Source organism: Streptomyces sp. NPDC005151, assembly GCF_053599875.1.
The window spans coordinates 1-25,265 of sequence record NZ_JBSFYR010000102.1; the positions used below are offsets into that span (position 1 = coordinate 1).

The 25,265-nt window shown below is 69.2% G+C and carries 26 protein-coding genes; 11 read left to right on the forward strand and 15 right to left on the reverse strand.

The window, feature by feature from the left end:
• Nucleotides 1-222: 222 nt before the first annotated feature.
• Entirely contained in the window at nt 223-366 is a 144-nt protein-coding gene (locus ACWD6R_RS34090) for a hypothetical protein (RefSeq protein WP_451822260.1), read from the forward strand.
• 197 nt (nt 367-563) lie between these two features.
• On the opposite strand, the gene ACWD6R_RS34095 is transcribed toward ACWD6R_RS34090, so the two are convergent.
• From ACWD6R_RS34095 to ACWD6R_RS34105, 3 genes are all read right to left on the reverse strand, one after another.
• Nucleotides 564-1,088: an ATP-binding protein gene (locus ACWD6R_RS34095; protein WP_451822261.1), complete on the reverse strand. Its 525-nt coding sequence runs from the start codon at nt 1,086-1,088 to the stop codon at nt 564-566.
• 206 nt (nt 1,089-1,294) lie between these two features.
• A complete protein-coding gene (locus tag ACWD6R_RS34100; RefSeq protein WP_451822262.1) occupies nt 1,295-1,879 on the reverse strand; it encodes a 2Fe-2S iron-sulfur cluster-binding protein in 585 nt (194 codons plus the stop codon).
• Nucleotides 1,880-1,977: 98 nt separating this feature from the next.
• Entirely contained in the window at nt 1,978-2,364 is a 387-nt protein-coding gene (locus ACWD6R_RS34105; protein ID WP_451822263.1) for a hypothetical protein, read from the reverse strand.
• Between the two features lie 438 nt (nt 2,365-2,802).
• On the opposite strand from ACWD6R_RS34105, the gene ACWD6R_RS34110 reads away from it, so the two are divergent.
• From ACWD6R_RS34110 to ACWD6R_RS34120, 3 genes are all read left to right on the forward strand, one after another.
• Nucleotides 2,803-3,135 carry a DUF6479 family protein gene (locus ACWD6R_RS34110; RefSeq protein ID WP_451822264.1) on the forward strand — a complete coding sequence of 111 codons (333 nt, stop codon included), beginning with the start codon at nt 2,803-2,805 and terminating at the stop codon, nt 3,133-3,135.
• Nucleotides 3,136-3,452: 317 nt separating this feature from the next.
• A complete protein-coding gene (locus ACWD6R_RS34115; protein ID WP_451822265.1) occupies nt 3,453-4,304 on the forward strand; it encodes a VOC family protein in 852 nt (283 codons plus the stop codon).
• Between the two features lie 157 nt (nt 4,305-4,461).
• On the forward strand, nt 4,462-4,851 hold the full coding sequence (locus ACWD6R_RS34120; RefSeq protein ID WP_451822266.1) for a VOC family protein: 390 nt from the start codon (nt 4,462-4,464) through the stop codon (nt 4,849-4,851).
• Nucleotides 4,852-4,922: 71 nt separating this feature from the next.
• On the opposite strand, the gene ACWD6R_RS34125 is transcribed toward ACWD6R_RS34120, so the two are convergent.
• From ACWD6R_RS34125 to ACWD6R_RS34150, 6 genes are all read right to left on the reverse strand, one after another.
• Nucleotides 4,923-5,423: a GNAT family N-acetyltransferase gene (locus ACWD6R_RS34125; protein ID WP_451822267.1), complete on the reverse strand. Its 501-nt coding sequence runs from the start codon at nt 5,421-5,423 to the stop codon at nt 4,923-4,925.
• Nucleotides 5,424-5,465: 42 nt separating this feature from the next.
• On the reverse strand, nt 5,466-5,870 hold the full coding sequence (locus ACWD6R_RS34130) for a DnaJ family domain-containing protein (protein WP_451822268.1): 405 nt from the start codon (nt 5,868-5,870) through the stop codon (nt 5,466-5,468).
• A gap of 60 nt (nt 5,871-5,930) precedes the next feature.
• The gene (locus ACWD6R_RS34135) at nt 5,931-6,842 is read right to left on the reverse strand and encodes a hypothetical protein (protein ID WP_451822269.1); all 912 of its coding nucleotides are present in this window, start codon (nt 6,840-6,842) and stop codon (nt 5,931-5,933) included.
• Between the two features lie 107 nt (nt 6,843-6,949).
• Nucleotides 6,950-7,747 (reverse strand): tyrosine-protein phosphatase, encoded by a 798-nt coding sequence (locus ACWD6R_RS34140; protein ID WP_451822270.1) that lies wholly within the window; start codon nt 7,745-7,747, stop codon nt 6,950-6,952.
• A gap of 125 nt (nt 7,748-7,872) precedes the next feature.
• Complete coding sequence (locus ACWD6R_RS34145) at nt 7,873-8,190, reverse strand: SHOCT domain-containing protein (protein ID WP_451822284.1); 318 nt, start codon at nt 8,188-8,190, stop codon at nt 7,873-7,875.
• Between the two features lie 82 nt (nt 8,191-8,272).
• The gene (locus ACWD6R_RS34150; RefSeq protein ID WP_451822271.1) at nt 8,273-8,701 is read right to left on the reverse strand and encodes a DUF6325 family protein; all 429 of its coding nucleotides are present in this window, start codon (nt 8,699-8,701) and stop codon (nt 8,273-8,275) included.
• A gap of 813 nt (nt 8,702-9,514) precedes the next feature.
• Between ACWD6R_RS34150 and mutA the strand changes: the two genes are divergently transcribed.
• From mutA to ACWD6R_RS34175, 5 genes are all read left to right on the forward strand, one after another.
• The gene (gene mutA, locus ACWD6R_RS34155) at nt 9,515-11,374 is read left to right on the forward strand and encodes a methylmalonyl-CoA mutase small subunit (protein ID WP_451822272.1); all 1,860 of its coding nucleotides are present in this window, start codon (nt 9,515-9,517) and stop codon (nt 11,372-11,374) included.
• Nucleotides 11,374-13,575 carry a methylmalonyl-CoA mutase gene (gene scpA, locus ACWD6R_RS34160; RefSeq protein ID WP_451822273.1) on the forward strand — a complete coding sequence of 734 codons (2,202 nt, stop codon included), beginning with the start codon at nt 11,374-11,376 and terminating at the stop codon, nt 13,573-13,575. Before mutA ends, scpA begins: the two co-directional genes overlap by 1 nt.
• 12 nt (nt 13,576-13,587) lie before the next feature.
• On the forward strand, nt 13,588-14,586 hold the full coding sequence (gene meaB / locus ACWD6R_RS34165; protein ID WP_451822274.1) for a methylmalonyl Co-A mutase-associated GTPase MeaB: 999 nt from the start codon (nt 13,588-13,590) through the stop codon (nt 14,584-14,586).
• Between the two features lie 401 nt (nt 14,587-14,987).
• On the forward strand, nt 14,988-16,127 hold the full coding sequence (rho, locus tag ACWD6R_RS34170) for a transcription termination factor Rho (protein WP_451822275.1): 1,140 nt from the start codon (nt 14,988-14,990) through the stop codon (nt 16,125-16,127).
• Nucleotides 16,128-16,199: 72 nt separating this feature from the next.
• On the forward strand, nt 16,200-17,198 hold the full coding sequence (locus tag ACWD6R_RS34175; protein ID WP_451822276.1) for an aldo/keto reductase family protein: 999 nt from the start codon (nt 16,200-16,202) through the stop codon (nt 17,196-17,198).
• A gap of 185 nt (nt 17,199-17,383) precedes the next feature.
• Here the strand turns inward: ACWD6R_RS34175 and ACWD6R_RS34180 are convergent, their stop codons facing one another.
• The 6 genes from ACWD6R_RS34180 to ACWD6R_RS34205 form a co-directional block, all read right to left on the reverse strand.
• Nucleotides 17,384-18,745: an NAD(P)/FAD-dependent oxidoreductase gene (locus ACWD6R_RS34180; protein WP_451822277.1), complete on the reverse strand. Its 1,362-nt coding sequence runs from the start codon at nt 18,743-18,745 to the stop codon at nt 17,384-17,386.
• Between the two features lie 133 nt (nt 18,746-18,878).
• Nucleotides 18,879-19,223 carry a hypothetical protein gene (locus ACWD6R_RS34185; protein ID WP_451822278.1) on the reverse strand — a complete coding sequence of 115 codons (345 nt, stop codon included), beginning with the start codon at nt 19,221-19,223 and terminating at the stop codon, nt 18,879-18,881.
• Nucleotides 19,224-19,248: 25 nt separating this feature from the next.
• Complete coding sequence (gene ctaD / locus ACWD6R_RS34190; protein ID WP_451822285.1) at nt 19,249-20,967, reverse strand: aa3-type cytochrome oxidase subunit I; 1,719 nt, start codon at nt 20,965-20,967, stop codon at nt 19,249-19,251.
• Nucleotides 20,968-21,367: 400 nt separating this feature from the next.
• Entirely contained in the window at nt 21,368-21,922 is a 555-nt protein-coding gene (locus ACWD6R_RS34195; protein WP_451822279.1) for a TetR/AcrR family transcriptional regulator, read from the reverse strand.
• Between the two features lie 74 nt (nt 21,923-21,996).
• The gene (locus ACWD6R_RS34200) at nt 21,997-22,386 is read right to left on the reverse strand and encodes a Zn-ribbon domain-containing OB-fold protein (RefSeq protein ID WP_451822280.1); all 390 of its coding nucleotides are present in this window, start codon (nt 22,384-22,386) and stop codon (nt 21,997-21,999) included.
• Nucleotides 22,387-22,501: 115 nt separating this feature from the next.
• Nucleotides 22,502-23,209, reverse strand: a complete 708-nt coding sequence (locus ACWD6R_RS34205) for a TetR family transcriptional regulator (RefSeq protein ID WP_451822281.1) — start codon at nt 23,207-23,209, stop codon at nt 22,502-22,504.
• A 108-nt stretch (nt 23,210-23,317) separates the two neighbouring features.
• Between ACWD6R_RS34205 and ACWD6R_RS34210 the strand changes: the two genes are divergently transcribed.
• Together ACWD6R_RS34210 and ACWD6R_RS34215 are read left to right on the forward strand one after the other, a co-directional pair.
• Nucleotides 23,318-24,103, forward strand: a complete 786-nt coding sequence (locus ACWD6R_RS34210; protein ID WP_451822282.1) for an electron transfer flavoprotein subunit beta/FixA family protein — start codon at nt 23,318-23,320, stop codon at nt 24,101-24,103.
• A 91-nt stretch (nt 24,104-24,194) separates the two neighbouring features.
• Nucleotides 24,195-25,157, forward strand: coding sequence for an electron transfer flavoprotein subunit alpha/FixB family protein (locus tag ACWD6R_RS34215; RefSeq protein WP_451822283.1), 963 nt, complete (start codon nt 24,195-24,197; stop codon nt 25,155-25,157).
• Nucleotides 25,158-25,265 lie beyond the last annotated feature (108 nt).

Sequence of the window (25,265 nt, forward strand, 5' to 3'; positions counted from 1 at the left end):
TGAAGCCAGAGATAACCACGTCACAACAGCAGATCACAGGGCTTCCGGTGACCTTGCTGAACATCAAAGACGCCCTCCGGGCGGCTCAAGATAATCGCCGAGTTCATCCGCGAGCTGATCGTCTCCGGCACCCGCGAGGGCCTTGCCGACGCCCGAGCCCGCGGCAAGGTCGGAGGCCGGCCCACCGTCGTCAACCCGGACATCATCCGGGCCGCTCGCGACATGCTCCCCAACCCCGAGAACTCGATCACCTCGATCGCCAAGCTCCTCGGCGTCAGCCCCGGCACCCTCTACAACCACATCCCCGACCTGCAGGAACTGCGCGCCAGCCGCATCCCCGCCCAGCTCGAAGCGGGCACCGGATGATCCCTGGCGAGCACCGGCTCAAGGGCGGTGTGCTCCAGCCCGGCGCAGAGGAACCGGGTCCCCCCGGCCCGTTCGGCACCTGGACCGGCGAGCACGACCAAGGGCCTGACGAACCGGAGGGCGGCGACGATGCCCCGGTGCTAATGAGACTGAGCGGCCGAGTTGGCCCGCCTGAGCGTCGCAGTGGCGGGCGGACCTCAACTCTTGACGGCCTCCGCGATCTGCAGGGCGGCCTGGGCGGGCGTGAGGTGCGTGGTGTCGACGACATCGGCCTCGCCATGTAGCCACGTGCGGGCTGCCTCGGCGTAGGGCTCAAGGTATTTGAGACGGAACGGGGAGTTGGGGCCAAGAACAGTGTCGCCCGCGATGCGCCCGCGGAGGGTGTCCTGGTCGGCGTGAAGGACGAAGTGCCGTACCGGAATGGCATGCTGGGCGAGGCCCGAGCTGATCTCGCGCCAGTACTGCTCGACCAGGACAGTCATGGGCATCACCAGAGTGCCGCCGGTGTAGTCGAGTACGCGGCGGGCGGTCTCGACCACGAGTGGCCGCCACGGCGGCCAGTGCTGGAAATTGTCCGTCCCGGGCAGCCCCGGCGTGATGTCCATGAGTGTCTCGCCGACCTTCTCGGCGTCGAACACCCGTGAATTCGGGATCAGCTGCTGCACGAGTGCACTGGTCGTCGTCTTGCCTGCGCCGTGGGTGCCGTTGAGCCATACGATCATGGGACCCAACGCTAGCGCTGTGCGCGGCCGCGGGAACGGGCACGGCAGAAAATCCGGTACGGCATCGGCGTTTCCCGGGATGGTGTCAACCACCGAGATCGGGTGTCGCCTATCTCGAAAAGTCACAGCGGGCCACCCCTGGCGCTCATGGGCCAACTGAGCCGCTCAATCTCAGCTGAGCACCCGGGCGAGCGTACGGTCGGCTCTCACGCCTCCAAGATCATCCCGCTGCCCCTTTTGGGCTTACCTTGGCTGGACCCCGGGTAGGCGCCGCAGCGGCACAGGTTGCCGCTCATCCGCTCACGGATCTCAGGGGCGCTGAGCCGCGCCGGGGCGGAGCCTTCCTCGTCGTCCTCGGTGGCGTGGGACGGGAAGCCGTCCGCCGCTTCACCGAGCATGCCGACGGCCGAGCAGATCTGACCGGGTGTGCAGTAGCCGCACTGCAGGGCGTCCCTGGCCAGGAATGCCTCCTGGACGGGATGCAGCCAGTCACCGTCGGCAAGGCCCTCGACGGTCGTGATGCGGGCCCCGTCGTGCGCGACGGCGAGCAGCAGACAGCTGTTGGCGCGCCGGCCGTCGACGATGACGGTGCACGCCCCGCACTGGCCGTGGTCACAGCCCTTCTTGGCGCCGGTGAGGCCCAGGTGTTCGCGCAGCGCGTCCAGGACGGTCGTGCGGTGATCGAGTGTCAGGGTCCGTGCCGTGCCGTTGATGTGCAGCGCCAGGGTGGAACGGTGACGGGTCTCCCCCAGCTGTCCGGAACTGTTCTCCCGCTCGCTGGTGGGATCCACTCGCTCGCACCTCTCATCACTGTGAGTTTTGCGTGCTTTGTACCAGATATGCACCGGCTTTCCGGTTCATTGCCCTCGCGCCGGTTCGGTTCTGCGCCCTACCGGCTCTCCAGCCGCAGGCGCACCTCCTCCTCCTGGTCACCGGAGACCGTTCCGACGACCTGCACCGTGAAGGCGTCGGCAAGGTGTTTCCTGAGTTCCTCGACCGCCCAGTAACCGCCCTGCACATCGACCTTCACGGGCTTGCCCAGCGCGACGGGACCCGAGACCACCCGCGCCTCGGACACGTCGACGGTCATGGTCCATACCGTGGGGCGCTTTCCCGCCAGGTCCTGCGGCACGTCCACCAGGGCCCGGTCGGTGGCGAAGGCGGCCCGCAGGACGTCGAAGACCGTTCGTGCGTCATCCTTCGCGCATCCGCTGATGGCGACCGACACCTCCTTTCCGTACCGGCTCTCCTCCGTCTGCGACTGTGTGCTGTTCACCGGGGTTCCTTCCGCTCGGAGTTCTGCCGCACGTCCCCGCGCCGGGGACCGACGGTGTGGACCGGATCCTCGGCGGACGCGATGCCGGCCGCGAAGATCCCGAAGCGTGTGCGGGCCGAACCCGCGAGGGATTCGACACTGCCATCGCGTCCCTCCGGCGATTCGGGAACCCTCTCCAGGCTCACCCCACGGCTGGGTGTCGGCGAGACGAGAGGGGCGGCGACGGATGTGCGCGGCGGCGGTGAAGCCCGTGCCGCCGAACCCGATGGGAAACGACGTCCTGGCAGACCGCTCCGCCAGGGGGGAGGAACAAGCATGTCCACCGCTCGGCCATCTGAGCCATTGAGAAACGAAACGTTTTTTTAACTTATATCCACTTAAAACATGAATTGACAGCCATTGCCGAGTGACATCCTCATGCCAGGGTATTTGGCATGTATGGACGTTTCGAACGGAGCCCTCAGTTCCCTGGCCCTGCCCCTCGCGGACGGACGGGGCGCGACCGGGGTGGTGATGCCGATTGTCGGAGTGGCCCTGGTGGCCATGCTGATCGGTGCCTTCTGGCTGGGAATGCGGCGCCGGGACCAGGAACTGCCGCCGCCCCGGCCGGACGAGCAGCCGCCGCGGCCGGACCACCGAACCCACCTGGAAGAGCGCGACATCCACGGCGACGACAGCTTCCCGGCCGACAGACGTGGACTTTCGCCCTACGAACTCGGTGACCACGGGAACGAGCCCATTCGCCGGGAGAAGGACGAACCACGCGACTGAACCGGAATCCGACGCGACCGGCTCCGCCCCGGTGACCGGTCGGCATCTTCGTCATGGGCGGCTGCTTCTCGTTCTCCCAGAGGGCTTCGAGGCCCTGAGCGCGAACGAACAGGAGTCCCCCGCGGACATACCGCGGGGCTGATCGTCCTCGGTGTCGCCCTGCTGTGCGCCACCGCCGGGCGGAGTGTGACCTGCCGCCCGCGGGAGTGGGACCGGGCCCGGCGCGTGTTGCGGGAGTGGCCGACCGAAGTGAGGCTGATAGAGGCCCGACGGCCACCGGCAATGCATGCCGCAGACCCGACGAAGGCAGTGGGACCATGACCGGAAGCAAACCCAGGACGGTGTCCGCGCCGGCTGCGCTCACGGGGTCGGCTGCTCCCTGCTGGGTCAACCTCATGACCCGCGACCTGGAATCGGCGCAGGCGTTCTACAGCGCCGTACTGGGCTGGACCTTCCGTGCGGGCAAGCTGGGCCAGGAGTTCTCCGTGGCGCGCCGCGACGACGTGCCCGTGGCCGGCATCGCCGCGGTGGCGACGGCCTATCAGGTCGCCGTCGCCTGGACGCCCTACTTCGCCGTCCGGGACGCGGACGTGACCGCCGCACGCATCCGCGAGCGCAGCGGAACGGTCGCGGTGGGACCGCTGGCCCTCGGCAAGGGGCGCGGGGCGCTGGCAGCGGATCGCGACGGCGCCGTGTTCGGATTCTGGGAGCGCACGGCGCCGGCGACCTCTTCCCCGGCGCCGGACAACCACTCGCACGCCTGGCTCCGGCTGCGCACCAGGAGCGCCTTCGAGGCGGCGATCTTCTATGGCGAGGTCCTCGACTGGGCGACCGGACGCCCCGGCTGCTGCGAGGTGTCGTACGCGAAGGACGAGGTCATCGTGGAGTGCGGCGGCAGGCAGCTCGCCCGCATCAGCTCCGGGGCGGTCGAGGCTGCACCCGATCCGCTGATCCGTCCGCACTGGCAGGTCCACTTCCCGGTGGACGATGTGGCGGCGGCGGTGGCCTCGGCGCGCGAGCACGGGGGCTCGGTCGTCGAGGAGCGGTCGACGAGCGAGGGCAGCGAAGCCACGCTGCTGGATCCGGACGGTGGACTGTTCACCGTCACGGACGTCCGGAACCCGGCCGCGGAGGTCGTGGAGGTCACGGAGGCGCCGGAGGACGCGTAGACCCGCTGAGAAGGAACGGATCCGCATCCCCTCCCCCGTGCTCCCTCGACGGCCCGGCGCCGACTCGCCTAGGATCTTGGGTACGGCATCGCGCGTCGGTCACCGGCCGGGTGAGGCGTGGAGGTTCCCGTGAGATGCCTGTTGGAGGCATTCCACAGTGTCAGTCGAGTTGAATCACACCATCATTCATGCCCGGGACAACCGGGAATCCGCCGAATTCCTGGCGAACATCCTCGGTCTGGAAATCGGCGCGGAATGGGGTCCGTTCATCGCGGTCGCCACCGCGAACGGGGTCACGCTGGATTTCGCGACCATTCCCGCCGAATCGATCACCGTGCAGCATTACGCCTTCCTTGTGTCGGAGGCGGAGTTCGACGCTGCATACGCCCGCATCAAGGGGCTCGGGATCACCTACTGGGCCGATCCGCACCAGAAGCATCCGGGCGAGATCAACCGCAATGACGGCGGCCGGGGTATCTACTTCCTCGATCCCGCCGGCCATGCCATGGAAATCATCACGCGTCCCTACGGCGGCTTCGCCTCGTAGCGGGGCCCGGCACACGAGGGGTTCGGCCGGGACCGGGTATCCGGGTCCCGGCCGGGCCCTTCTGCGGTCCGTCAGCCGACCGGGAGCATCAGCTCGGGCCGGTCCCACATCACTGCGGGCGGCCGGGCGGTCTCGGTGCCGGTCCGCCGAGCGCCCACACTGCGGTAGAAGCCCTCGGCGGGCGGATGCGAGACGATGCGGACGCCGGTGAGTCCGGCATTCCGTGCCTCGCCGCACAGATGCCCGATGAGCAGGCGGCCGATCCCGAGGCCCTGGGCATCGTCGGCGACGAACATCAGGTCCAGTTCCGGCGGGTCGAGGATCAGCGAGTAGAAGCCGAGCAGCCGGCCGGAACCGGGCTCCGCCGACTCGACGGCGGCGAAGACCCGATGGGTCTCGATGTAGTCGGCCCCCACCCGGTATCCGGCGACCATGGGCGCGTAGGGCCCCTCGTAGGCACGGGAGTTCCTGACCAGCCGGGTGAGACGCTTCGCGTCGCCCGCCGTCGCCCGCCGGACCCGCACCGCGCCGCGGCCCACCTCGCCACTCGACGACGTAACCCTCGATCTCATAGAGGGAGTATTACGCATCAGTGGACGGGCCGCCGCCCGGACCTACCCCGAGCCGCGTTCGTCACGCCACTCGCCGACCACCGTGTCGATGTCGAACGGGCGCAGATTCAGCAGCGGCCCCGGCGGCGGCCGCCGGATCGCCGCCTCGATCTTCTCGTTGACCTCGGTGAGCATCCGGCGCACCTCGGCCTCCGAACGGGCTCCGGACACCGCCTCGCGCACATCCTCCGCCTCCTTGCGCAGGGCCAGGGCCGGCGGGAGCATCGACACGCCTTCGCGCTGCATCTTCGCCTTGATCCACCAGGCTTCGTCGTACGGGCGGTCGATATCGGGCAGCGGCTTGCCGAAACCCGGCAGTTGGGAGAAGTCGCCGCGCTCCTCGGAATCGTGGATCTGCTTGTCGACCCATGATTCGAAGCTGACGCCCGGGGGTTTGCGCTCGGTCACCGTACGCCCCTCTCAGAGAACCCATGATCCCGTCCCCCCACGATACCGAGGGCCGGCCCCTCAGTGCTGGTGCCCGCTGTTCGCCTCGGTCCGGGCGCTCGCCGAGGGCTTCACCTCGACCGTGAAAGCGGCGGTGCGGACCTTCCCCTCGTGCTGGAAGTCGAGGAACAGGCGGTACATCCCCGCGCTGGGCGCCGTCGCCGTGAAGGAGATGGCCGGTCCGGGACCGCCGTCGTTCGGGTGGACGTGCAGATAGGCGAGGTCCCCCGAGCGCAGGGCGACAAGGTGCCCGTAAGCGCCGAGATAGGGCTGCAGATCGGTGACCGGCTTTCCGTTGCGGCTGATGGTCAGTTCGAGTTCGCTCTCCCGGCCGGCCCGGAGTTCGCCACCGAGGGCGACCCGGTAGCCGTCGACCTCGGCCGTGGTGCGGACGGCCGGCGGAGCGGCGGGGCGGTAGGCGCCGGAGACCGGGAGATCCGCGCCCAGCGTGACGTTCTTGGCGCCTTCGGCGGCCGGGGTGAAGTCCGCGAATGCCCGGTAGTCACCGGCTTTCGGCAGATCGACGGAGGTCGACCAGGTGCCGTCGGCCTCGCGGACGGGGTGCAGATGCCGGTACTCGGTGAGGTCGCGCGAGGCGAGGATGAAATGCAGTTCCTTGCCGTGTTCGCGCCGGAAGGCGGTGACCTTGCGGCCGGCGTCGTCCTCGATCGCGAACCGGATCCCGGTCCGGCCGCCCGCGGCGACCGCGGGTGTGTCGAGCGCCAGCGTGTAGCCGTCCTCGGATATCTGCAGTCCGCCGGGCCCGTGCTCGGCCTCGCCGTCCCGCCCGGTGGCGCCGTGGCCGCTGTGCTGCTGCGGCGCGTGAGCGCCGGTGGAGACCAGCGGGTCGACCCCCTTGCCGACGCCGTACGCCGTCCCGAAGGTCGCAGCAAGCGCGGCGGCAAAGACGGTGATCTTCAGTCCGTTGTTCATGACGGCCTCCATCGACAGGGAAGCGGGCGCTTCCGACAGGCCAACAACATACCCCTTAGGGGTATCAAGTCAACCCGCGGATGCCCTGTCGACGGCCGGTTCCGGGATCAGGCGGAGACCACGAGCCGGCTCCGCAGCCGCTCCACCACGGGCTCGGGGATCCGCAGCCCGTCGCGCACATATCCGTCGAGCCCGCCCCACCGCTCGTCCATGGCATCCAGGGCGACGTCGAGATAGCGGGGGCGGACCTCGATGATCGCGGCGGCGATCTCCGGGTCGCCACCTGCGTCCAGGAAGCCCTGCACATACGGGCGGAAGGCAACCCGCACCACCGGATTCACGGCAAGGAACTCGGCACGTACGACATCGCGCGAGGCCCCGACCATCAGCAGGAGCAACGCGGTGGCCCAGCCGGTGCGGTCCTTGCCCGCCGTGCAGTGGAAGAGCACCGGACGGGCCCCGTCGTCCGCGGCCGTCTCGACAAAGGCCCGGTACGCGGCCGAGGCGCCCGGCGACAGCACCATCTGCCGGTATGTCTGCGCGAACAGCTCCTCGGCCTTTCCGCCCCCGAGCAGCTCGTCCGCGGCCACCCGGTCGGCGAGCAGCGCGCGCAGCCGGGCAGGCGCCACGCCCGGATTGTCACCGAGGACGTCGGCGACGAACAGCCGGGCTCCCGGCGGCAGACGGTCCGGGGCCGCCGTGCGCTCATCCGCGGTCCGCAGGTCGACGACCGTACGGATGCCGAGGGCGGTCACCGCCGGGTCGTGCACCGTGTCGAGCTCACTGAGCTGACCGGAGCGCACTACGGCACCGGGCCGGACGCGGCGGCCGGGACCCAGCGAAATGCCGCCCAGGTCGCGCATATTGATGACGGTGGCTGCCGGAACGGGCCTGGCGGTCTGCACGATGAAACTTCCCCTTATTCCGGACACGGCTGATGAATTGATTCGGCTCGGCCGAATCAACTCGCAGGCTGCCGGGAGATCGACAAAAGAAAACGCCGGGAACGGGGCGGTGGGCGGCGGCCGGGTCAGCCTGCCAGAATCTTCGCCTTCTGCGCCTCGAACTCGGCTTCGGTCAGAACGCCTTGCTTCTTCAGCTCGGCCAGCCGTTCCAGTCGGTCGAGGAGGTCGTCCGCCGCAGGCGCGGACGGCGCCACCTGCTGCTGCATGGCCTGTTGCTGTTGTACGGCCCGCTGTTCCTCCACCTGTTGCTGTGCGACAGCCTCCTGGGCTCCCCACTTCTCCTGCTGACGCCTCTGGACCCGTCCACCGACCGCCGATGCGGTTCCGGCGACGACGGCTGTGCGCGCCACGGCGCCCAGCAGTCCCGGTCCGCGGCGGTTCATGCCCGGTCCTCGGAAAATCGGCATGATGTACGCCCCTTCCAGTGCGATGCGGCGATGACGACGGTCGGCGGGCGGGGCGGGTTCAGCCGGCGGAACCGGAGGCGGCCACGGCCGCTTCCGCGACGTCGGCCGGGATCCGCTCATGGGCCACCAGCTGGCCGCCCGAGGCGCGAACGGCCTCCGTGAGCGGTACCGCCCACAGGTCCTCCCACACGATCAGCGCGGCGGAGCTGCCCCGGGGCACGCCCTCCCCGAGGGCGCGGATGTCCTCGCTGTTCAGCAGGCCGCTGACCACTCCCTCGACCGGCTCGAAGGACACCAGGTCATCAGGGTCGAGATCCTCCAGTTCGACCATGTCGAGCGTGCCGTCCTCGGCGCGGTACACAAACGTGAGGTCGAGGATTCGCACTGCCTTCGAGGCGACCACTTCCGCCAGCGCCGGCGCGATCGCCCCGGTGAAATGACTGCCGGGGAATGCGACGACGACGTACTCCACTGGTCCCACAGCCACGGGCGTTTCCTCTCCTGAAGGATGGAATGCCAGCAGCATAACTTCGGTCATTTAGTGCCGCACTATGACAATCCGCCCGTGGCGGCGACCTCTGTGGGAGCCACGGGCAGAGAACGACGGGGGTGACCCCGGTTGCCTTGACGCTGGTCCACACGGCCGTACCTGCGGTGAGCCCCCGTTCGGCGGCTGCTTCGGGGGTGACCTCGGCGACCGGATCCGTCGTCTCGGCGGAGATGATCACCACTCGGAGCCTGCTGCCGACGGCCGTCGGTCGCGGACCGTGCCCGGCCAGACGTGACGGGGCTGCCCTCGGGCCTGTCGCCGCGTACGGAGACGGCCTCCGAGGTGATGATCGCGAGGCCCTGCTTCCCTTCCGTTACGTCGTCGGCGGCAACGAGCCGGCCGCCGTCCGCGAGCGCGAGAATCCCCTCGGGCGCGCCGGTACCGGGCCAGGCGTTGCGCCCGAGCATCCGCGCCTTCCACGGCGACCAATGGGCAAGGTGGCCGGCGCCGGGCCCGTCGAGCCACGGCTGCGCGTCGCGGCGGGTTGTATCGGGGAAGCCCCCAGCGGACGCGTACCGCCCGCCCACTCGCACAGGACCGTATGTGCGACAAGATATTCGGAATGATCTCGCAACTGCAATGCAGGCAGCAGATCCACGGAGCACATGCCAGCCGGAGTCGAGGAAACACCAAGGTCTTGACGGATCCCCGACTACGCCACTGTCCGTACTGGATCAAGCGCGTTGGGAGAGGGCAAGGTCACAGGCGGTCCCCCTGCTGCTCATCTGAGCCTTCGCCTAGCATCCAGGCATGACGGTCCTGCCTGCTGACGGGCTTTCGTTGGCCGCCGAGTTCCCTGATCCAGCCCATGAGCAGTGGCAGAGCCTTGTCGAAGGTGTGCTGCGCAAGTCGGGCAAGGATGTTGCGGGTTCGGCCGCCGAGGAAGCATTGTCCACCACGGTGGAGGACGGGCTCATCACCCGCCCTCTCTACACCTCGCGCGATGACGCGCCCGATGCCGGATATCCGGGCGTCGCTCCCTTCACCCGCGGCAGCAAGGCCGCGGGGAACGCGGCGGGCGGCTGGGACGTGAGGCAGCGGCACAGCCTGACGGATCCGGCCCGGCTCAACGAGGCCGTGCTCGCGGACCTGGAGAACGGTGTCACGTCGCTGTGGCTGACCGTCGGCGGTACCGCGGGTGTACCGGTGTCCGGTCTGGCGCGGGCGCTGGACGGTGTCTACCTCGATCTGGCTCCCCTCGCGCTCGACGCGGGCGGTGAACTCGACGCCGCGGCAACGGAACTGATCCGGCTGTATCAGGCGCGCGGGGTTGCCGCGGCATCGGTGCGCGGCAGTCTCGGCGCGGATCCGCTGGGGCAGGCGGCGCGCAGCGGCGATGCTCCGGATCTTACGGCCGCCGTGCACTGGGCGGAGCGGTGCGCGAAGGAGTACCCCGGGCTGCGGGCACTGACGGTGGACGCGCTGCCGTACCACGAGGCCGGTGGCTCGGCCGCCCAGGAACTGGGCAGTTCGCTGGCCACAGGTGTGGCCTATCTGAGGGCGCTGACCGGGGCGGGGCTCTCCGTCGAGGCGGCCTGCGCGCAGGTGGAGTTCCGGTACGCCGCGACGGCCGACCAGTTCCTGACCATCGCCAAGCTGCGGGCGGCACGCCGGCTGTGGGCGCGGGTGGCCGAGGTGTGCGGGGCTCCGGGCGCCGGTGCGCAGCGTCAGCATGCGGTGACGTCGCCGGTGATGATGACGCGGCGCGATCCGTGGGTGAACATGCTGCGGACGACGCTGGCGTGTCTGGGCGCGGGAGTCGGCGGGGCCGACTCCGTCACCGTGCTGCCGTTCGATCACGCGCTGGGTCTGCCGGACGCGTTCGCCCGGCGCATCGCCCGCAATACGTCGACGATCCTGCTGGAGGAGTCGCATCTGGCCCGGGTCATCGACCCGGCCGGCGGCTCGTGGTACGTGGAGCGAATGACCGCCGAACTCGCCGACGCGGCCTGGGCGTTCTTCCAGGAGATCGAGCGGGCGGGCGGCCAGGCCGCGGCGCTGGGCTCCGGCCTGGTCGGTGAGCGGCTGGCAGCCACCTGGGCGGCGCGCAGCAAGGATCTGGCGCGGCGCAAGGAGCCGATCACCGGGGTCAGCGAGTTCCCGCAGCTGGCGGAGCGTCCGGTGGAGCGCGAGACCGCTCCCGGCACCGGTGACGCGTCGGCCGGCCTGCCCGTGGTCCGTCGTGACGAGGCGTTCGAAGCGCTGCGCGCGCGGTCGGACGCCCATCTGGCGGCGACGGGCAGCCGCCCGCGGGTGTTCCTCGCCGCGCTCGGACCCGCGTCGGCGCACACCGCGCGGGCCACGTTCGCCGCCAACCTGTTCCAGGCGGGCGGGATCGAGCCCGTGCACGACCCGGTGTCGGTGGACGCGTCGACTGCCGCCGGAGCCTTCGCCGCCAGTGGGGCAGGTGTGGCGGTGCTCTGTTCCGGCGACGCGCTCTACGCCGAGCGGGCCGGTGCCGTGGCCTCGGCGCTGCGCGCGGCCGGTGCGCAGCGGGTGTTCCTCGCGGGCCGGCCCGCCGAGTATCCCGATGTCGACGCGTACGTCTTCGCGGGCTGCGATGTGGTGGCCGTGCTCTCCTCCGTTCTCGACCGTATGGGTGTGGCGTAATGCGGATCCCCGACTTCTCCGACATCGAACTCGGGCCGGGCACCGGCGCCGAGGGGTCCGAGGACCAGTGGCGCACAGCGGTGAAGGAGTCCATCGGCGGCCCCGAAGGCGATCTGTTGTGGGAAACGCCGGAGGGCATCTCGGTCAAGCCGCTGTACACCGGGCGTGACCTGGAAGGGCTCGACTTCCTCGGCACGTACCCGGGTATGGCCCCGTATCTGCGCGGTCCCTACCCGACGATGTACGTCAACCAGCCCTGGACGATCCGCCAGTACGCGGGCTTCTCCACGGCCGAGGAGTCCAACGCCTTCTACCGCCGCAACCTCGCGGCCGGGCAGAAGGGACTCTCCGTCGCCTTCGACCTGCCGACCCACCGCGGCTACGACAGCGACCACCCGCGGGTGACCGGCGATGTCGGCATGGCGGGCGTGGCGATCGACTCGATCTACGACATGCGCCAGCTGTTCGACGGCATTCCGCTGGACCGTATGACGGTGTCGATGACGATGAACGGCGCGGTTCTCCCCGTACTCGCGCTGTACATCGTGGCCGCCGAGGAGCAGGGCGTACCGCCCGAGAAGCTGGCCGGGACCATTCAGAACGACATCCTCAAGGAGTTCATGGTCCGTAACACCTACATCTATCCGCCGAAGCCCTCGATGCGGATCATCTCCGACATCTTCGCCTACACCTCGCAGAAGATGCCGCGCTACAACTCGATCTCCATCTCCGGCTATCACATCCAGGAAGCGGGTGCGACGGCCGATCTGGAGCTGGCGTACACCCTCGCGGACGGGGTGGAGTATCTGCGGGCCGGGCGGGACGCCGGTCTCGATGTCGACGCGTTCGCACCGCGGCTGTCCTTCTTCTGGGCCATCGGCATGAACTTCTTCATGGAGATCGCGAAGTTGCGGGCGGCCCGGCTGCTCTGGGCGAAGCTGGTCAAGGAGTTCGAGCCGAAGAACGCCAAGTCTCTTTCGCTGCGCACCCATTCGCAGACATCGGGATGGTCGCTCACCGCGCAGGACGTGTTCAACAACGTCACGCGGACCTGTGTGGAGGCGATGGCCGCCACTCAGGGGCACACCCAGTCGCTGCACACCAACGCCCTCGACGAGGCCCTCGCGCTGCCGACGGACTTCTCGGCGCGGATCGCCCGGAACACCCAGCTGCTGCTGCAGCAGGAGTCGGGTACCGGCCGGGTCATCGACCCGTGGGGTGGCAGCGCGTACGTGGAGAAGCTGACGTACGACCTGGCGCGACGGGCCTGGCAGCACATCGAGGAGGTCGAGGCGGCGGGCGGGATGGCGCAGGCCATCGATGCGGGCATCCCGAAGCTCCGGGTGGAGGAGGCTGCGGCCCGTACGCAGGCCCGGATCGACTCCGGGCGGCAGCCGGTGATCGGGGTCAACAAGTACCGGGTGGAGACCGATGAGCAGATCGATGTGCTCAAGGTCGACAACTCCTCGGTGCGATCCCAGCAGATCGAGAAGCTGCGGCGGCTGCGCGCGGAGCGCGACGAGGGGGCCTGCCAGGCGTCGCTGCGAGCACTGACGGCGGCTGCCGAGCGTGGTCCCGGCCCGGGCCTCGACGGCAATCTGCTGGCGCTCGCGGTCGACGCGGCCCGCGCGATGGCCACGGTCGGCGAGATCTCGGACGCACTGGAGAAGGTGTACGGGAGGCACGCGGGCCAGATCCGTACGATCTCCGGTGTGTACCGCAACGAGGCTGGGGAGTCACCTTCCGTGGACCGTACCCGGACGCTGGTCGACCGGTTCGAGGAGGCGGAGGGGCGCCGTCCGCGCATCCTGGTCGCCAAGATGGGCCAGGACGGCCACGACCGGGGTCAGAAGGTGATCTCCACGGCCTTCGCCGACCTGGGCTTCGACGTCGACGTCGGCCCGCTGTTCCAGACGCCGGCGGAGGTGGCGCGGCAGGCGGTCGAGGCGGACGTTCACATCGTGGGTGTCTCCTCGCTGGCGGCCGGGCATCTCACTCTCGTGCCGGCGCTCCGTGAGGAGCTGGCCGCCGAGGGCCGCGACGACATCATGATCGTCGTGGGCGGGGTGATCCCGCCGCAGGACGTCGAGGCGCTGCACGAGGCGGGTGCGACGGCCGTGTTCCCGCCCGGCACGGTGATCCCCGACGCCGCCTTCGATCTGGTGACGCGGCTCGGTGCCGCGCTCGGCCATGAGCTGTGAGCCGCTGACCCGATGGCTCCGACGATCGATATCGACAGCTATGTGAAGGGAGTGCTCGACGGGAAGCGGGCGCACATCGCGCGCGCCATCACTCTCGTCGAGTCCACCCGCCCCGATCACCGGGCGCTGGCCCAGCAGTTGCTCCGCGAGCTGCTGCCGCAGTCCGGTAACGCCCGGCGCATCGGCATCAGCGGGGTGCCCGGGGTCGGGAAGTCCACGTTCATCGACGCGCTCGGCACAATGCTCACCGGGCTCGGGCATCGGGTCGCGGTGCTGGCGGTCGATCCGTCCTCCAGCCGCACCGGCGGCTCCATCCTGGGCGACAAGACCAGGATGGAGCGGCTCGCGGTCGATCCGGCGGCGTTCGTACGCCCCTCCCCCACCGCCGGGACACTGGGCGGGGTGGCCAAGGCGACCCGGGAGTCCATCGTGGTGATGGAAGCCGCAGGTTACGACGTGGTGCTGGTGGAGACGGTCGGCGTGGGCCAGTCGGAGACGGCCGTGGCCCAGATGGTCGACACGTTTCTGCTGCTCACGCTGGCCCGTACCGGCGATCAGCTGCAGGGCATCAAGAAGGGTGTCCTGGAGTTGGCGGACGCCATCGCGGTGAACAAGGCCGACGGTCCGCACGAGCGGGACGCGCGTGCGGCGGCCCGTGAACTGGCGGGCGCCCTGCGGCTGATGCACGCGGCCGACGCGGCGTGGACTCCCCCGGTGCTGACGTGCAGCGCCCGTGAGTCGACCGGTCTCGACACGTTGTGGGAGCGGCTGGAGCAGCACCGTGCGCTGCTGGACTCGACGGGGCGGCTCGCCGCGAAGCGGCGCGAGCAGCAGGTCGACTGGACCTGGACGATGGTGCGGGACGAGCTGCTGGACAGTCTGCGCAGCCATCCGGAAGTCCGCACCCTCACGCCGGCTCTCGAACAGCGCGTGCGCGACGGCGAGTTGACGGCAACACTCGCCGCCGAGGAGATCCTCGCCGCGTTCCGGGGCGAGGCGCGCAACGGCTGATCCGCGGTTCTTCGTCCCTCACCCCGCCGTGCGGTGTCGGGACCGCAGATGCGGGCGATCCTGAACGAGGCGCACGTGCTCGGCGGCTGAGCGCGGGCGAGCAGGTCAAGGGCGGTGGCTGCGGGGCGGCCACCGCCTCTCCTGTATTCCCGGCGCGTTTCGCGTCCGGCGGGTGGTACAGTGCTAATGGCACGTGTGTACGCCCGCAGTTTCGGGCGCCGGTGCCAGTTCTCCTTTCTGAGCTGTTCCGCCCGTTCTTTCCCGGTCGGCGGCGCAGCCTTCCGCACCACCTTCTTTCATTCCGGTACGGACTTTCCTGCCCGTCGTCCGGGGCGTGATCGCACCGCCCCTCACACCCGCCGGGCCCCTCATTCGCCATGTCCGCGAAAGGACCACCCCGCATGACCACCACACTCGAACGCCCCCTCGACCAGCAACCGACCCTCACCACCGTCACCGGTGTCCTGGACATCACGCGCCAGGGGCACGGCGCCCTGCGCACCGACCGCGGCCACCCGTCCCCCGGCGACGTGCAGGTGTCCGCCGCCCTCGTCCGCCGGTACGGCCTGCGCAGGGGCGATCTCGTCGAGGGTCCCTGCGACCGGGCCCGCTCCCTCGCAGCGGTCGAGCGCGTGAACGGACGCACCCCGCAGGCGCTGCGCAACCGGCCGCACTTCGCCGATCTCACCCCGCTCCACCCCCGGCAGCGGCTGCGCCTGGAGACGTCCGGCGGCAGTCCGGCGACACGCGTCGTCGATCTCGTCGCCCCGGTCGGCAAGGGGCAGCGCGGGCTCATCGTCGCCCCGCCCAGGACCGGAAAGACCGTGCTGCTGCAGCAGATCGCCGCCGCCGTCGCGGCCAACCACCCCGAGTGCCATCTGATGGTGGTGCTGCTCGACGAACGCCCCGAGGAGGTCACCGACATGCGCCGCTCCGTGCGGGGTGACGTGCTCGCGTCGACCTTCGACCGGCCCGCGAAGGAGCACATCGCACTCGCCGGACTCGCGGTGGAGCGTGCGAAGCGGCTCGTCGAGCAGGGGCAGGACGTCGTGATCCTGCTCGACTCGCTGACCCGGCTCTGCCGGGCCCACAACAACGCCGCCACCGCCGGTGGCCGCACCCTCAGCGGTGGCGTCGACGCCACCGCCCTGCTCGGCCCCAAGCAGCTCTTCGGCGCCGCCCGGCTCACCGAGGAGGGCGGCTCGCTGACCATCCTCGCCACGGCGTTGGTGGACACCGGTTCCCGCGCCGACGACTTCTTCTTCGAAGAGCTCAAGAGCACCGGGAACATGGAACTCCGGCTGGACCGCACACTGGCGGACAAGCGGGTCTACCCCGCCGTGCACATTCCGCAGTCCGGCACCCGCCGCGAGGAACTGCTGCTCCCCGCCGCCGAACTGGCCGCCGTCCGAGGTCTCCGGCGCGCACTGCACACCCGGGACGCGCAGGCGACCCTCGAAGTGCTGCTGGACAGGATCCGGCAGACCCCCGACAACGCGACATTCCTCCGCCGCATCCACGGCACCGTCCCCGCTGCCTGAACCTTCCCGGCGGAACAGAACCCCTCGGCATAGCATGACGTGTTCACGTATCAGCACAGGGAGAGCAGGCACATGGAATTCCGCCGACTCGGCCGCAGCGGTCTGACGATCAGTGAGATCGCTTACGGGAATTGGATCACCCACGGCTCCCAGGTGAAGGAGGACGCGGCCGTCGCCTGTATCCGCGCCGCCCTGGACGCCGGAATCACCACCTTCGACACGGCAGACGTCTACGCCGAGACCCGCGCCGAGGCCGTCCTCGGCCGGGCGCTCAAGGACCAGCGCCGCGAGAGCATCGAGGTGTTCACCAAGGTCTACTTCCCGACCTGCCCGGGGCAGAACGACCGCGGCCTGGGCCGCAAGCACATCCTCGAATCGATCGACAACTCCCTGCGCCGGCTGCAGACCGACTACGTGGACCTGTACCAGGCCCACCGCTACGACCACTCCACGCCGCTGGAGGAGACCATGGAGGCGTTCGCCGACGTGGTCCGCTCCGGCAAGGCCCTCTACATCGGCGTCTCCGAGTGGACGGCCGACCAGCTGCGCGCCGGACACCGGCTGGCCCGCGAGCTGAACGTTCCGTTCATCTCCAACCAGCCGCAGTACTCGGCGCTGTGGCGGGTCATCGAGGCCGAAGTGGTGCCCGCCTCCGAGGAGCTCGGCATCGGTCAGATCGTCTGGTCGCCGATCGCCCAGGGCGTGCTGACCGGCAAGTACAAGCCGGGGGCGCAGCCTCCGGCCGGCTCTCGGGCGACCGACGAGAAGGGTGGTGCGGACTTTGTCGCCGGGTGGCTCCGCGACGACGTCCTGGAGCGCGTCCAGCAGCTGCGGCCGCTCGCCGACGAAGCCGGTCTGAGCCTTGCCCAGCTGGCCGTCGCCTGGGTGCTGCAGAACTCCAACGTCTCCGCCGCGATCATCGGCGCCTCCCGGCCCGAGCAGGTCACGGAGAACGCGAAGGCGGCGGGCGTGACGTTCGACGCGGACCTCCTCAAGGCCATCGACGACGTACTGGAGCCGGTGGTGGAACGGAACCCGGCGCTGACCGCGGGCCACGGGGGCAACGACTGAGTCGACCGGTCACCCGCGACGGGGAGGGCCGGGCACACCGTCCGGGTGGCCCTGCCCGCCCCGTACGGGGCGTTCCGACGGCGTGTCGGCGTGCGCCCCCGGTCACAAAGTGCTGGTCCCATGGGTCACTCGTACGACACTGCGCGTCGGAGGAATGTGACCGGACCCGCTGAGGAAATCCGAAATCAGCCGCGGGCGGTCATCGACGCCGTGTGCTCACGGACCTGTGCCGGCGTGAGGTAGGCGTTCGTGTACTCGAAGTCGCGCAGCGTGGCGGGATGCCTGGCCTGGAATCCGGTGCGTACGAAGTCGTCACCGGCGATCGCATTGAGCATCCAGTTGGTCATGACGCGGGCCTTGGCCACATTGGTGCGCAGCGCCGACCAGTGATAGCCACGGGCCACGGCCTGCGCGGCGATGCCGTGCATCTCGATGCCGAGCGGCTTGGAGACCGCGTCCTTGCCGCCGAGGTCCACGACGAGCCCGAGGTCCCTGTGGACGTACGGCTTCAGCGGCTGGTGGCGCAGAGTCGCGATCAGGTTGTCGGCGAGCCTGCGTCCCTGGCGCATGGCGTGCTGCGCGGTGGGCGGGCAGACCGCGCCGTCGCCCTTGACCAGGTCCGGTACGGCGGCGGCGTCGCCGAGCGCGAAGACGCCGTCGAACCCCGGCAGGGTCATCTCGGGTGTTACTGCCAGCCGGCCTCGCACCGTTTCGGCGTCGAAGGTGGCGACCAGGGGGCTCGCGGTGACGCCGGCCGTCCAGATCAGTGTGCGGCAGGGCAGTACGCGGCCGTCGGTGAGCGTCACCTTGTCCGGTCCGGCTTCGGCGACGGAGACGCCGAGCGATACTTCGATGCCGCGCTCGCGCAGGACTGCCAGGGCGCTGAGTCCGAGCTTGTCCCCCAGCTCGGGCATCAGCTTCGGAGCGATGTCGACCAGGTGCCACTTGATGAGCTTCGGGTCGAGCCGGGGGTATTGCCGGACGGCGTTCATGGTGAGCCGCTGCAGACACGCCGCGGTCTCGGTGCCCGCGTAGCCGCCGCCGACCACCACGAACTGCAGCCGGGAGGCCCGTTCGTCCTCGTCGTGGCTGGCGTCCGCCAGGTCGAGCTGGGCGATCACATGGTCGCGTACGTACGCGGCCTCGGCCAGCGTCTTCATGCCGCGGGCGTTGTCGAGCAGCCCGGGGATGTCGAACGTACGGGTGACGCTGCCGGGGGCGAGGACGATGTAGTCGTACGGTTCGTCGACGATCTCGTCGGTGATCTTGCGGATGACGCAGACCTTCGCCTTCGGGTCCACGCCGATCGCTCCGCCGGGGATGATCCGGGTGCGGTACCGACGGCTGCGGCGCAGCGACAGCGCGACGGACTGTGGGGTGAGGACGCCCGCGGCCACCTGGGGCAGCAGTGGCAGGTAGAGCTGGTAAGAGAACGGGGCGACGAGCGCGATGTCCGCCTCGCCGAGGTTGAGTCCGCGCTCCAGACGGCGTACGCACTCGACCCCGGCAAATCCGGCGCCGACGACGAGAATCCTGGATCGTGCCACGGTGTTCGTCCCTTCTCGGGTCTGCGCGGTGGCCCGTACTCCTGCCCGGTCACACGCGCCCATCACCCCACATCCTCACGAACCGCGTCCGACTTCGCCCGCTGAGGGCGGCGGAACGGACGACGGCAGGGAGTCAGCGGGTCAGCAGGGTGAGGGCTGTGCACGTGCCGCTGACCGCGCCTGCGGTGACGACGGCGGTCGCGACGCAGCGTGCTCTGAGCGCGCGGTAGCGGTCGTTGTACTCGCCGCGCAGTTCGATGGCGCGGGCCGAGATCCGGGACAGCATCGCCCGGGATGCGGCAATCCGGTCCGCCGTGTAGACGCGTTCCACTTCCTCACACTGGGCCGTGGTGAGCCAGGGCAGCTCGCCGGTGAACCGGGCAGCCCGTCTGCGCGCCTCCTCGACCTCGGTGTTCCACAGCAGGTAGCCCTCCATCTGTGCCAGGCCGCGGGCGGTGCTTTCCTTGTCGTCGTCCATTTGTCCTCCTTTTACCGGGACTCCGTCATGCCGGGTTCTGCCCCGGACCCCCGGGGGCGGTGTGCGGGCGGTTCTGCGCCTCGCCGAGGGTGCGTACGGCGGGGTGGTGCAGGTCGAACGCCGGGGATTCGGAGCGGATCCGTGGCAGCGTGAGGAAGTTGTGCCGCGGTGGCGGGCAGGAGGTTGCCCACTCCAGCGAACGGCCGTAGCCCCACGGGTCGTCGACCCCGACCGGCTTGCCGTACTTGGCGGTCTTCCACACGTTGTAGAAGAACGGCAGCAGCGACAGTCCGAGGAGGAAGGAGGAGATGGTCGAGATGGTGTTCAGCGCGGTGAACCCGTCGGCGGCGAGGTAGTCCGCGTAACGGCGCGGCATGCCCTCCGCGCCGAGCCAGTGCTGCACCAGGAACGTGCCGTGGAAGCCCACGAACAGCGTCCAGAACGTGATCTTGCCGAGCCGCTCGTCCAGCATCTTGCCGGTGAACTTCGGCCACCAGAAGTGGAATCCGGCGAACATCGCGAAGACCACGGTGCCGAAGACGACGTAGTGGAAGTGCGCGACGACGAAGTACGAGTCCGAGACGTGGAAGTCCATCGGCGGCGAAGCCAGGATGACGCCGGTCAGACCACCGAAAAGGAAGGTCACCAGAAAACCGATGGACCAGAGCATCGGTGTCTCGAAGGAAAGCGATCCCTTCCACATCGTGCCGATCCAGTTGAAGAACTTCACACCGGTCGGCACCGCGATCAGGAACGTCACGAACGAGAAGAACGGCAACAGCACACCACCGGTGACGAACATGTGGTGCGCCCACACGGTTGCCGAGAGGCCCGCGATGGAGATGGTGGCGCTGATCAGACCGACGTACCCGAAGACCGGTTTACGGCTGAAGACGGGGATGATCTCGGTGACGATGCCGAAGAACGGCAGAGCGATGATGTACACCTCCGGATGGCCGAAGAACCAGAAGAGGTGCTGCCAGAGCAGTGCGCCGCCATTGGCCGCCTCGAAGACCCGCGCCCCGAACTTGCGGTCCGCCTCCAGCACCAGAAGGGCCGCTGCCAGCACCGGGAAGGCCAGCAGGACCAGCACGGCGGTCAGCAGGACGTTCCACACGAAGATCGGCATCCGGAACATCGTCATGCCCGGTGCGCGCAGGCAGATGATCGTGGTGATGAAGTTGACCGAACCGAGGATCGTGCCGAATCCGGAGAAGGCCAGGCCCATGATCCACATATCGCTGCCGATGCTGGGCGAATGGACTGCATCGGTCAGCGGGGAGTAGGCGAACCAGCCGAAGTCCGCCGCCCCCGCCGGAGTCAGGAAGCCGGCCACCGCGATGATCGAGCCGAAAAGATACAGCCAGTAAGCGAACATGTTCAGCCGCGGGAACGCTACGTCGGGTGCACCGATCTGCAACGGCATGATCCAGTTCGTGAACCCGGCGAACAGCGGCGTCGCGAACATCAACAGCATGATCGTGCCGTGAATCGTGAACAACTGGTTGAACTGCTCGTTCGAGATGAGCTGATTGCCGGGGCGGGCCAGCTCGGCGCGCATGATGAGTGCCATCACGCCGCCGACGACGAAGAACGCGAACGAGGTGACCAGGTACAACGTTCCGATCGTCTTGTGATCGGTGGTGGTCATCCACTTGACGACGACATTGCCCGGTTCCTTGCTCCGTACCGGCAGTTCGTTCGCGTACGACTCCTCTGTCTCGTCCGCCCCAGCTGTGCCCATCGTCGTCACTACGACGCTCCTTCGATCGGTCCTTCGCGGGTGGACTCGGCACCCGGCGGGGCACCGCTCCCACCGGGGCGGCCGGCAGGTCCCCCGGCGCGTCGCGCCAGTTTCCTGGTGCAGCAAACCAGCCCCGGGACCGACGTGGGCTGCCCGGCGCCCGCCATGGCGTGACATTCACCCATCAGGGTGTGCTGACCCGCCGCGGTGTCCGGTCCGGATCAGCCATGGGCTCGGCGGTACCAAGGGGCGGCCGGGGCGTTCGCTGCCGTGCGCGCTCCGGCATCCGGCGACACGGGCGTCACCGTCGGCGGGGCCCGGTGCCGTCGACGTCACGCGTCCCCAACTCAGCTTCCCTGAGCATCGCTTGCGGTGCACACGGTCCCGTGAACCGCCGTGCTCACTCCGCGGCCGGGCGGCCCTCCTCGAGAAGCAGCGCCGTACCGAAATCCGTGAGGCGGGCCGCGATGTCCGTCCGCTCGCCGAGGCGCCCCGTGCGTTCCACGTTGTTGACCATGGTGAGCATCGCGTTCACGACGATCTTCACCTCCGCCGCATCGAGACCCGGCCGGACCTCGTCGAGCAGGCGGACCCACAGCGCCGGACAGTCCCGCTGCGTCTGCCGCGCCGCCTTGCGCTCCTTCCCCGGGAGCTGGTCCGGCTCCCCGACCAGCACACCGATCAAGTGACGTTGGTTCAGGGCGAATTCGATGCACGAGCGGAGCAGCCCGTCCACGCTCTCGCGCGGGCCGGTGGCGTTCGCGAGCGCCTGTGCGGTACCGGCCCTGCGCTGCTTCTCGCCGCGCACCACGGCGGCGACGAGCAGATCGGTCTTGCTCGGGAAGTGCTTGTAGATGCTGGGCCCGGAGGCGCCCGCCGCCTCGCCGATGTCCGTACCCGAGCCCATCGGGCCACAGCCCACGACGCCGATTCTGCCGAACTCGCGCATGCTCATGCTCGTGTGTCGTCCCTCAAGGCAGCCCTCGGCGCCGTACGGGTCCGGGGCATCCGGTTGTCTCGGGGAGCGGTCTACTGCCATTCGGCATACGCGCCGGGGTCGCAGAGTTCGAGGACGATCTCGCCCGTCTCCGGGGCGGCTTCCGCCACGGGGCGCACCCGCGCGCCAACGTGCACCAGGTGCGGCGCGGCGCCCACGACACGGCACCGGAATACGAAGCCTTCGGGCAGCCGGACGAGGGACTCGTTGCGTGCTGCCTCTGTGTAGCGGTGCACCACACTGGTCCGCACGACGACGCCGAGGCCGTCACTGCGGACGGAATCCAGATCGCTCGACGCGCACACAGGACACAGAAGCCGCCTGAAGGACGCGGTGCCGCACCAGCGGCAGTGCTGATAGATCAGTCCGGCTTCACCCTGCGCCGTCGGTGCGGCATCGATCGCTGAAACGGAATGGGACACGTCTCGACCCCCTGAACTCGGCTCGGTGCGTCAGCGTCGTGGCTCGACACAGACGCAGACGCACGATATGGCACTGAGTGCCGAGACGTAAAGGTACTGAGTTCCTTCTCTGCGGTCAGTCCTCGGCGAGAGCCGACTCGACCCTCTGCACCACACGCCACATCGGCGTGCCCTTGGAGGCGACCACCACGACGACCTCGTCGTCGTCCGCGGTCAGCCCTGCGGCGCCCACGGCCTTCGCCCCCCAGACTTCCTGTACGACACCGAGGGCATGGTCCACCGCGGCCTCGGCGTCACCCTCACCACCCGAACGCAGCCACGAGCGCAGGCCGTTGTTGTGCGCGGCAACCACGGCAGCGGCGATCACCTCGGCGTGCAGCGGGCCGTCCGGCGTGCCGACGTAGCGGCCCCGCAGGTATTCGGCCAGCGTCCGTTCGTAGCGGCGCACCACGGACAACTCGTAGGTGCGCAGGCCGGGAACCTCCCGCGTGAGGTGATAGCGCTGGACCGAGAACTCCGGATTCGCCGCATACATCCGCAGGACGAGCCGGGCCGCATCGCACACCGTGCCCACCGGGTCGCCCTCGTCGGCCGCCTCCAGGAGCGCGGTCATGTCGGCGAGACAGCGCTCGTGGTCGGGGAAGACCACGTCCTCCTTGGAGGGGAAGTACCGGAAGAACGAACGCCGTCCGACCCCGGCCCGCGCAACGATGTCGTCCACGGTGGTCCGCTCGAAGCCCCGTTCCAGGAAGAGCTGGAACGCCGCCTCGGCGAGCACCTCCCGCATGGGCGGTTTCTTCACTGGTCTGCGCACCTCGGTCATGCCGGGAACCTAACACCAATACCGGCCATTCGACACTACGTACCTTTACAGAGGGTACTGAGTTCCATAAGATCATTCCAGGACCCACACCCAGGTAGGAGAGCCGGCGTGAGCTTGAGGATCGTTGTCTGTGTGAAGTATGTGCCCGACGCCACCGGTGACCGGCACTTCGCCGATGACCTGACGCTGGACCGTGAGGATGTCGACGGTCTGTTGTCGGAGCTCGACGAGTACGCGGTGGAGCAGGCGCTGCAGATCGCCGATGAGGCGGATGACGCGGAGATCACTGTGGTGACGGTGGGTCCGGAGGATGCCAAGGACGCGTTGCGCAAGGCGCTGTCGATGGGTGCGGACAAGGCCGTTCATGTCGAGGACGACGATCTGCACGGTACGGATGTGATCGGTACGTCGCTGGTGCTGGCGAAGGCGGTCGAGAAGACGGGTTACGACCTGGTGATCTGCGGTATGGCGTCGACGGACGGCACGATGGGTGTGCTGCCGGCGGTGCTGGCGGAGCGGTTGGGTGTTCCGCAGGTCACGCTGCTGTCCGAGGTGAAGGTCGAGGGCGGCACGGTGACCGGGCGTCGGGACGGTGACAGTGCCAGTGAGCAGCTGCAGGCGTCGCTGCCGGCGGTGGTGTCGGTGACGGACCAGTCCGGTGAGGCCCGGTATCCGTCGTTCAAGGGGATCATGGCGGCGAAGAAGAAGCCGGTTCAGTCCCTGGACCTGGAGGACCTGGAGATCGAGGCGGACGAGGTCGGTCTGGCGGGTGCGTGGACCGCGGTGGATTCCGCGGCGCAGCGTCCGGCCCGCACGGCGGGCACGATCGTCAAGGACGAGGGCGAGGGCGGCAAGCAGCTCGCCGCCTTCCTTGCGGGTCAGAAGTTCATCTAGACGCTGCCGGTCGGGCCGGACGTTTCACCTGAGGCCTTGTCGGGCCCCGCATATCCCTCTCACCCTCGTTTCCGCAGGAGATTGAAGTCCCATGGCTGAAGTTCTCGTCTATGTCGACCACGTGGACGGTGCCGTCCGCAAGCCCACTCTGGAGCTGCTGACGCTGGCCCGCCGGATCGGTGACCCGGTCGCGGTCGCGCTGGGCAGTGGTGCGGCCGGCACCGCGGCGGTGCTCGCCGAGCACGGTGCGGTCAAGGTCCTGACCGCCGAGGCGCCGGAGTTCGCCGATTACCTGGTCGTGCCGAAGGTCGACGCGCTGCAGGCCGCGTTCGATGCGGTGTCCCCGGCCGCGGTACTGGTCCCGTCCTCCGCGGAGGGCAAGGAGATCGCGGCCCGGCTCGCGGTCCGGATCGGGTCCGGGATCATCACGGACGCCGTCGACCTGGAGGCCGGTGAGCTGGGTCCGGTCGCCACCCAGTCCGCGTTCGCCGCGTCGTTCACGACCAAGTCCCGTGTCTCGCGGGGCACCCCGGTCATCACGGTCAAGCCGAACTCGGCGCCCGTCGAGCCGGCCCCCGCCGCCGGTGCGGTCGAGACCCTGCCGGTCACGTTCTCCGCGCAGGCCACCGGCACGAAGGTCCTCTCCCGCACCCCGCGCGAGTCGACCGGGCGCCCGGAGCTGACCGAGGCCGCGATCGTGGTCTCCGGCGGCCGTGGTGTCAACGGTGCGGAGAACTTCCACATCATCGAGGCGCTCGCCGACTCCCTCGGCGCGGCCGTGGGTGCCTCGCGTGCCGCGGTCGACGCCGGCTGGTACCCGCACTCCAGCCAGGTCGGCCAGACCGGCAAGTCCGTCTCCCCGCAGCTCTACATCGCCTCCGGTATCTCCGGCGCGATCCAGCACCGGGCCGGCATGCAGACCTCCAAGACCATCGTCGCGATCAACAAGGACGCCGAGGCCCCGATCTTCGACCTCGTCGACTACGGCATCGTCGGCGACCTCTTCCAGGTCGTCCCCCAGCTCACCGAAGAGGTCAACTCCCGCAAGGGCTGACCTGTCGGGGGCTGTACCGTTCCTTGGCAGTGAGCGGAAGTGAGTCCGCGCACTGGCGCGCCCCGAACGGTCTTGGGCGCACTGGTCGTCCGCTTTCACCTCCGGGCG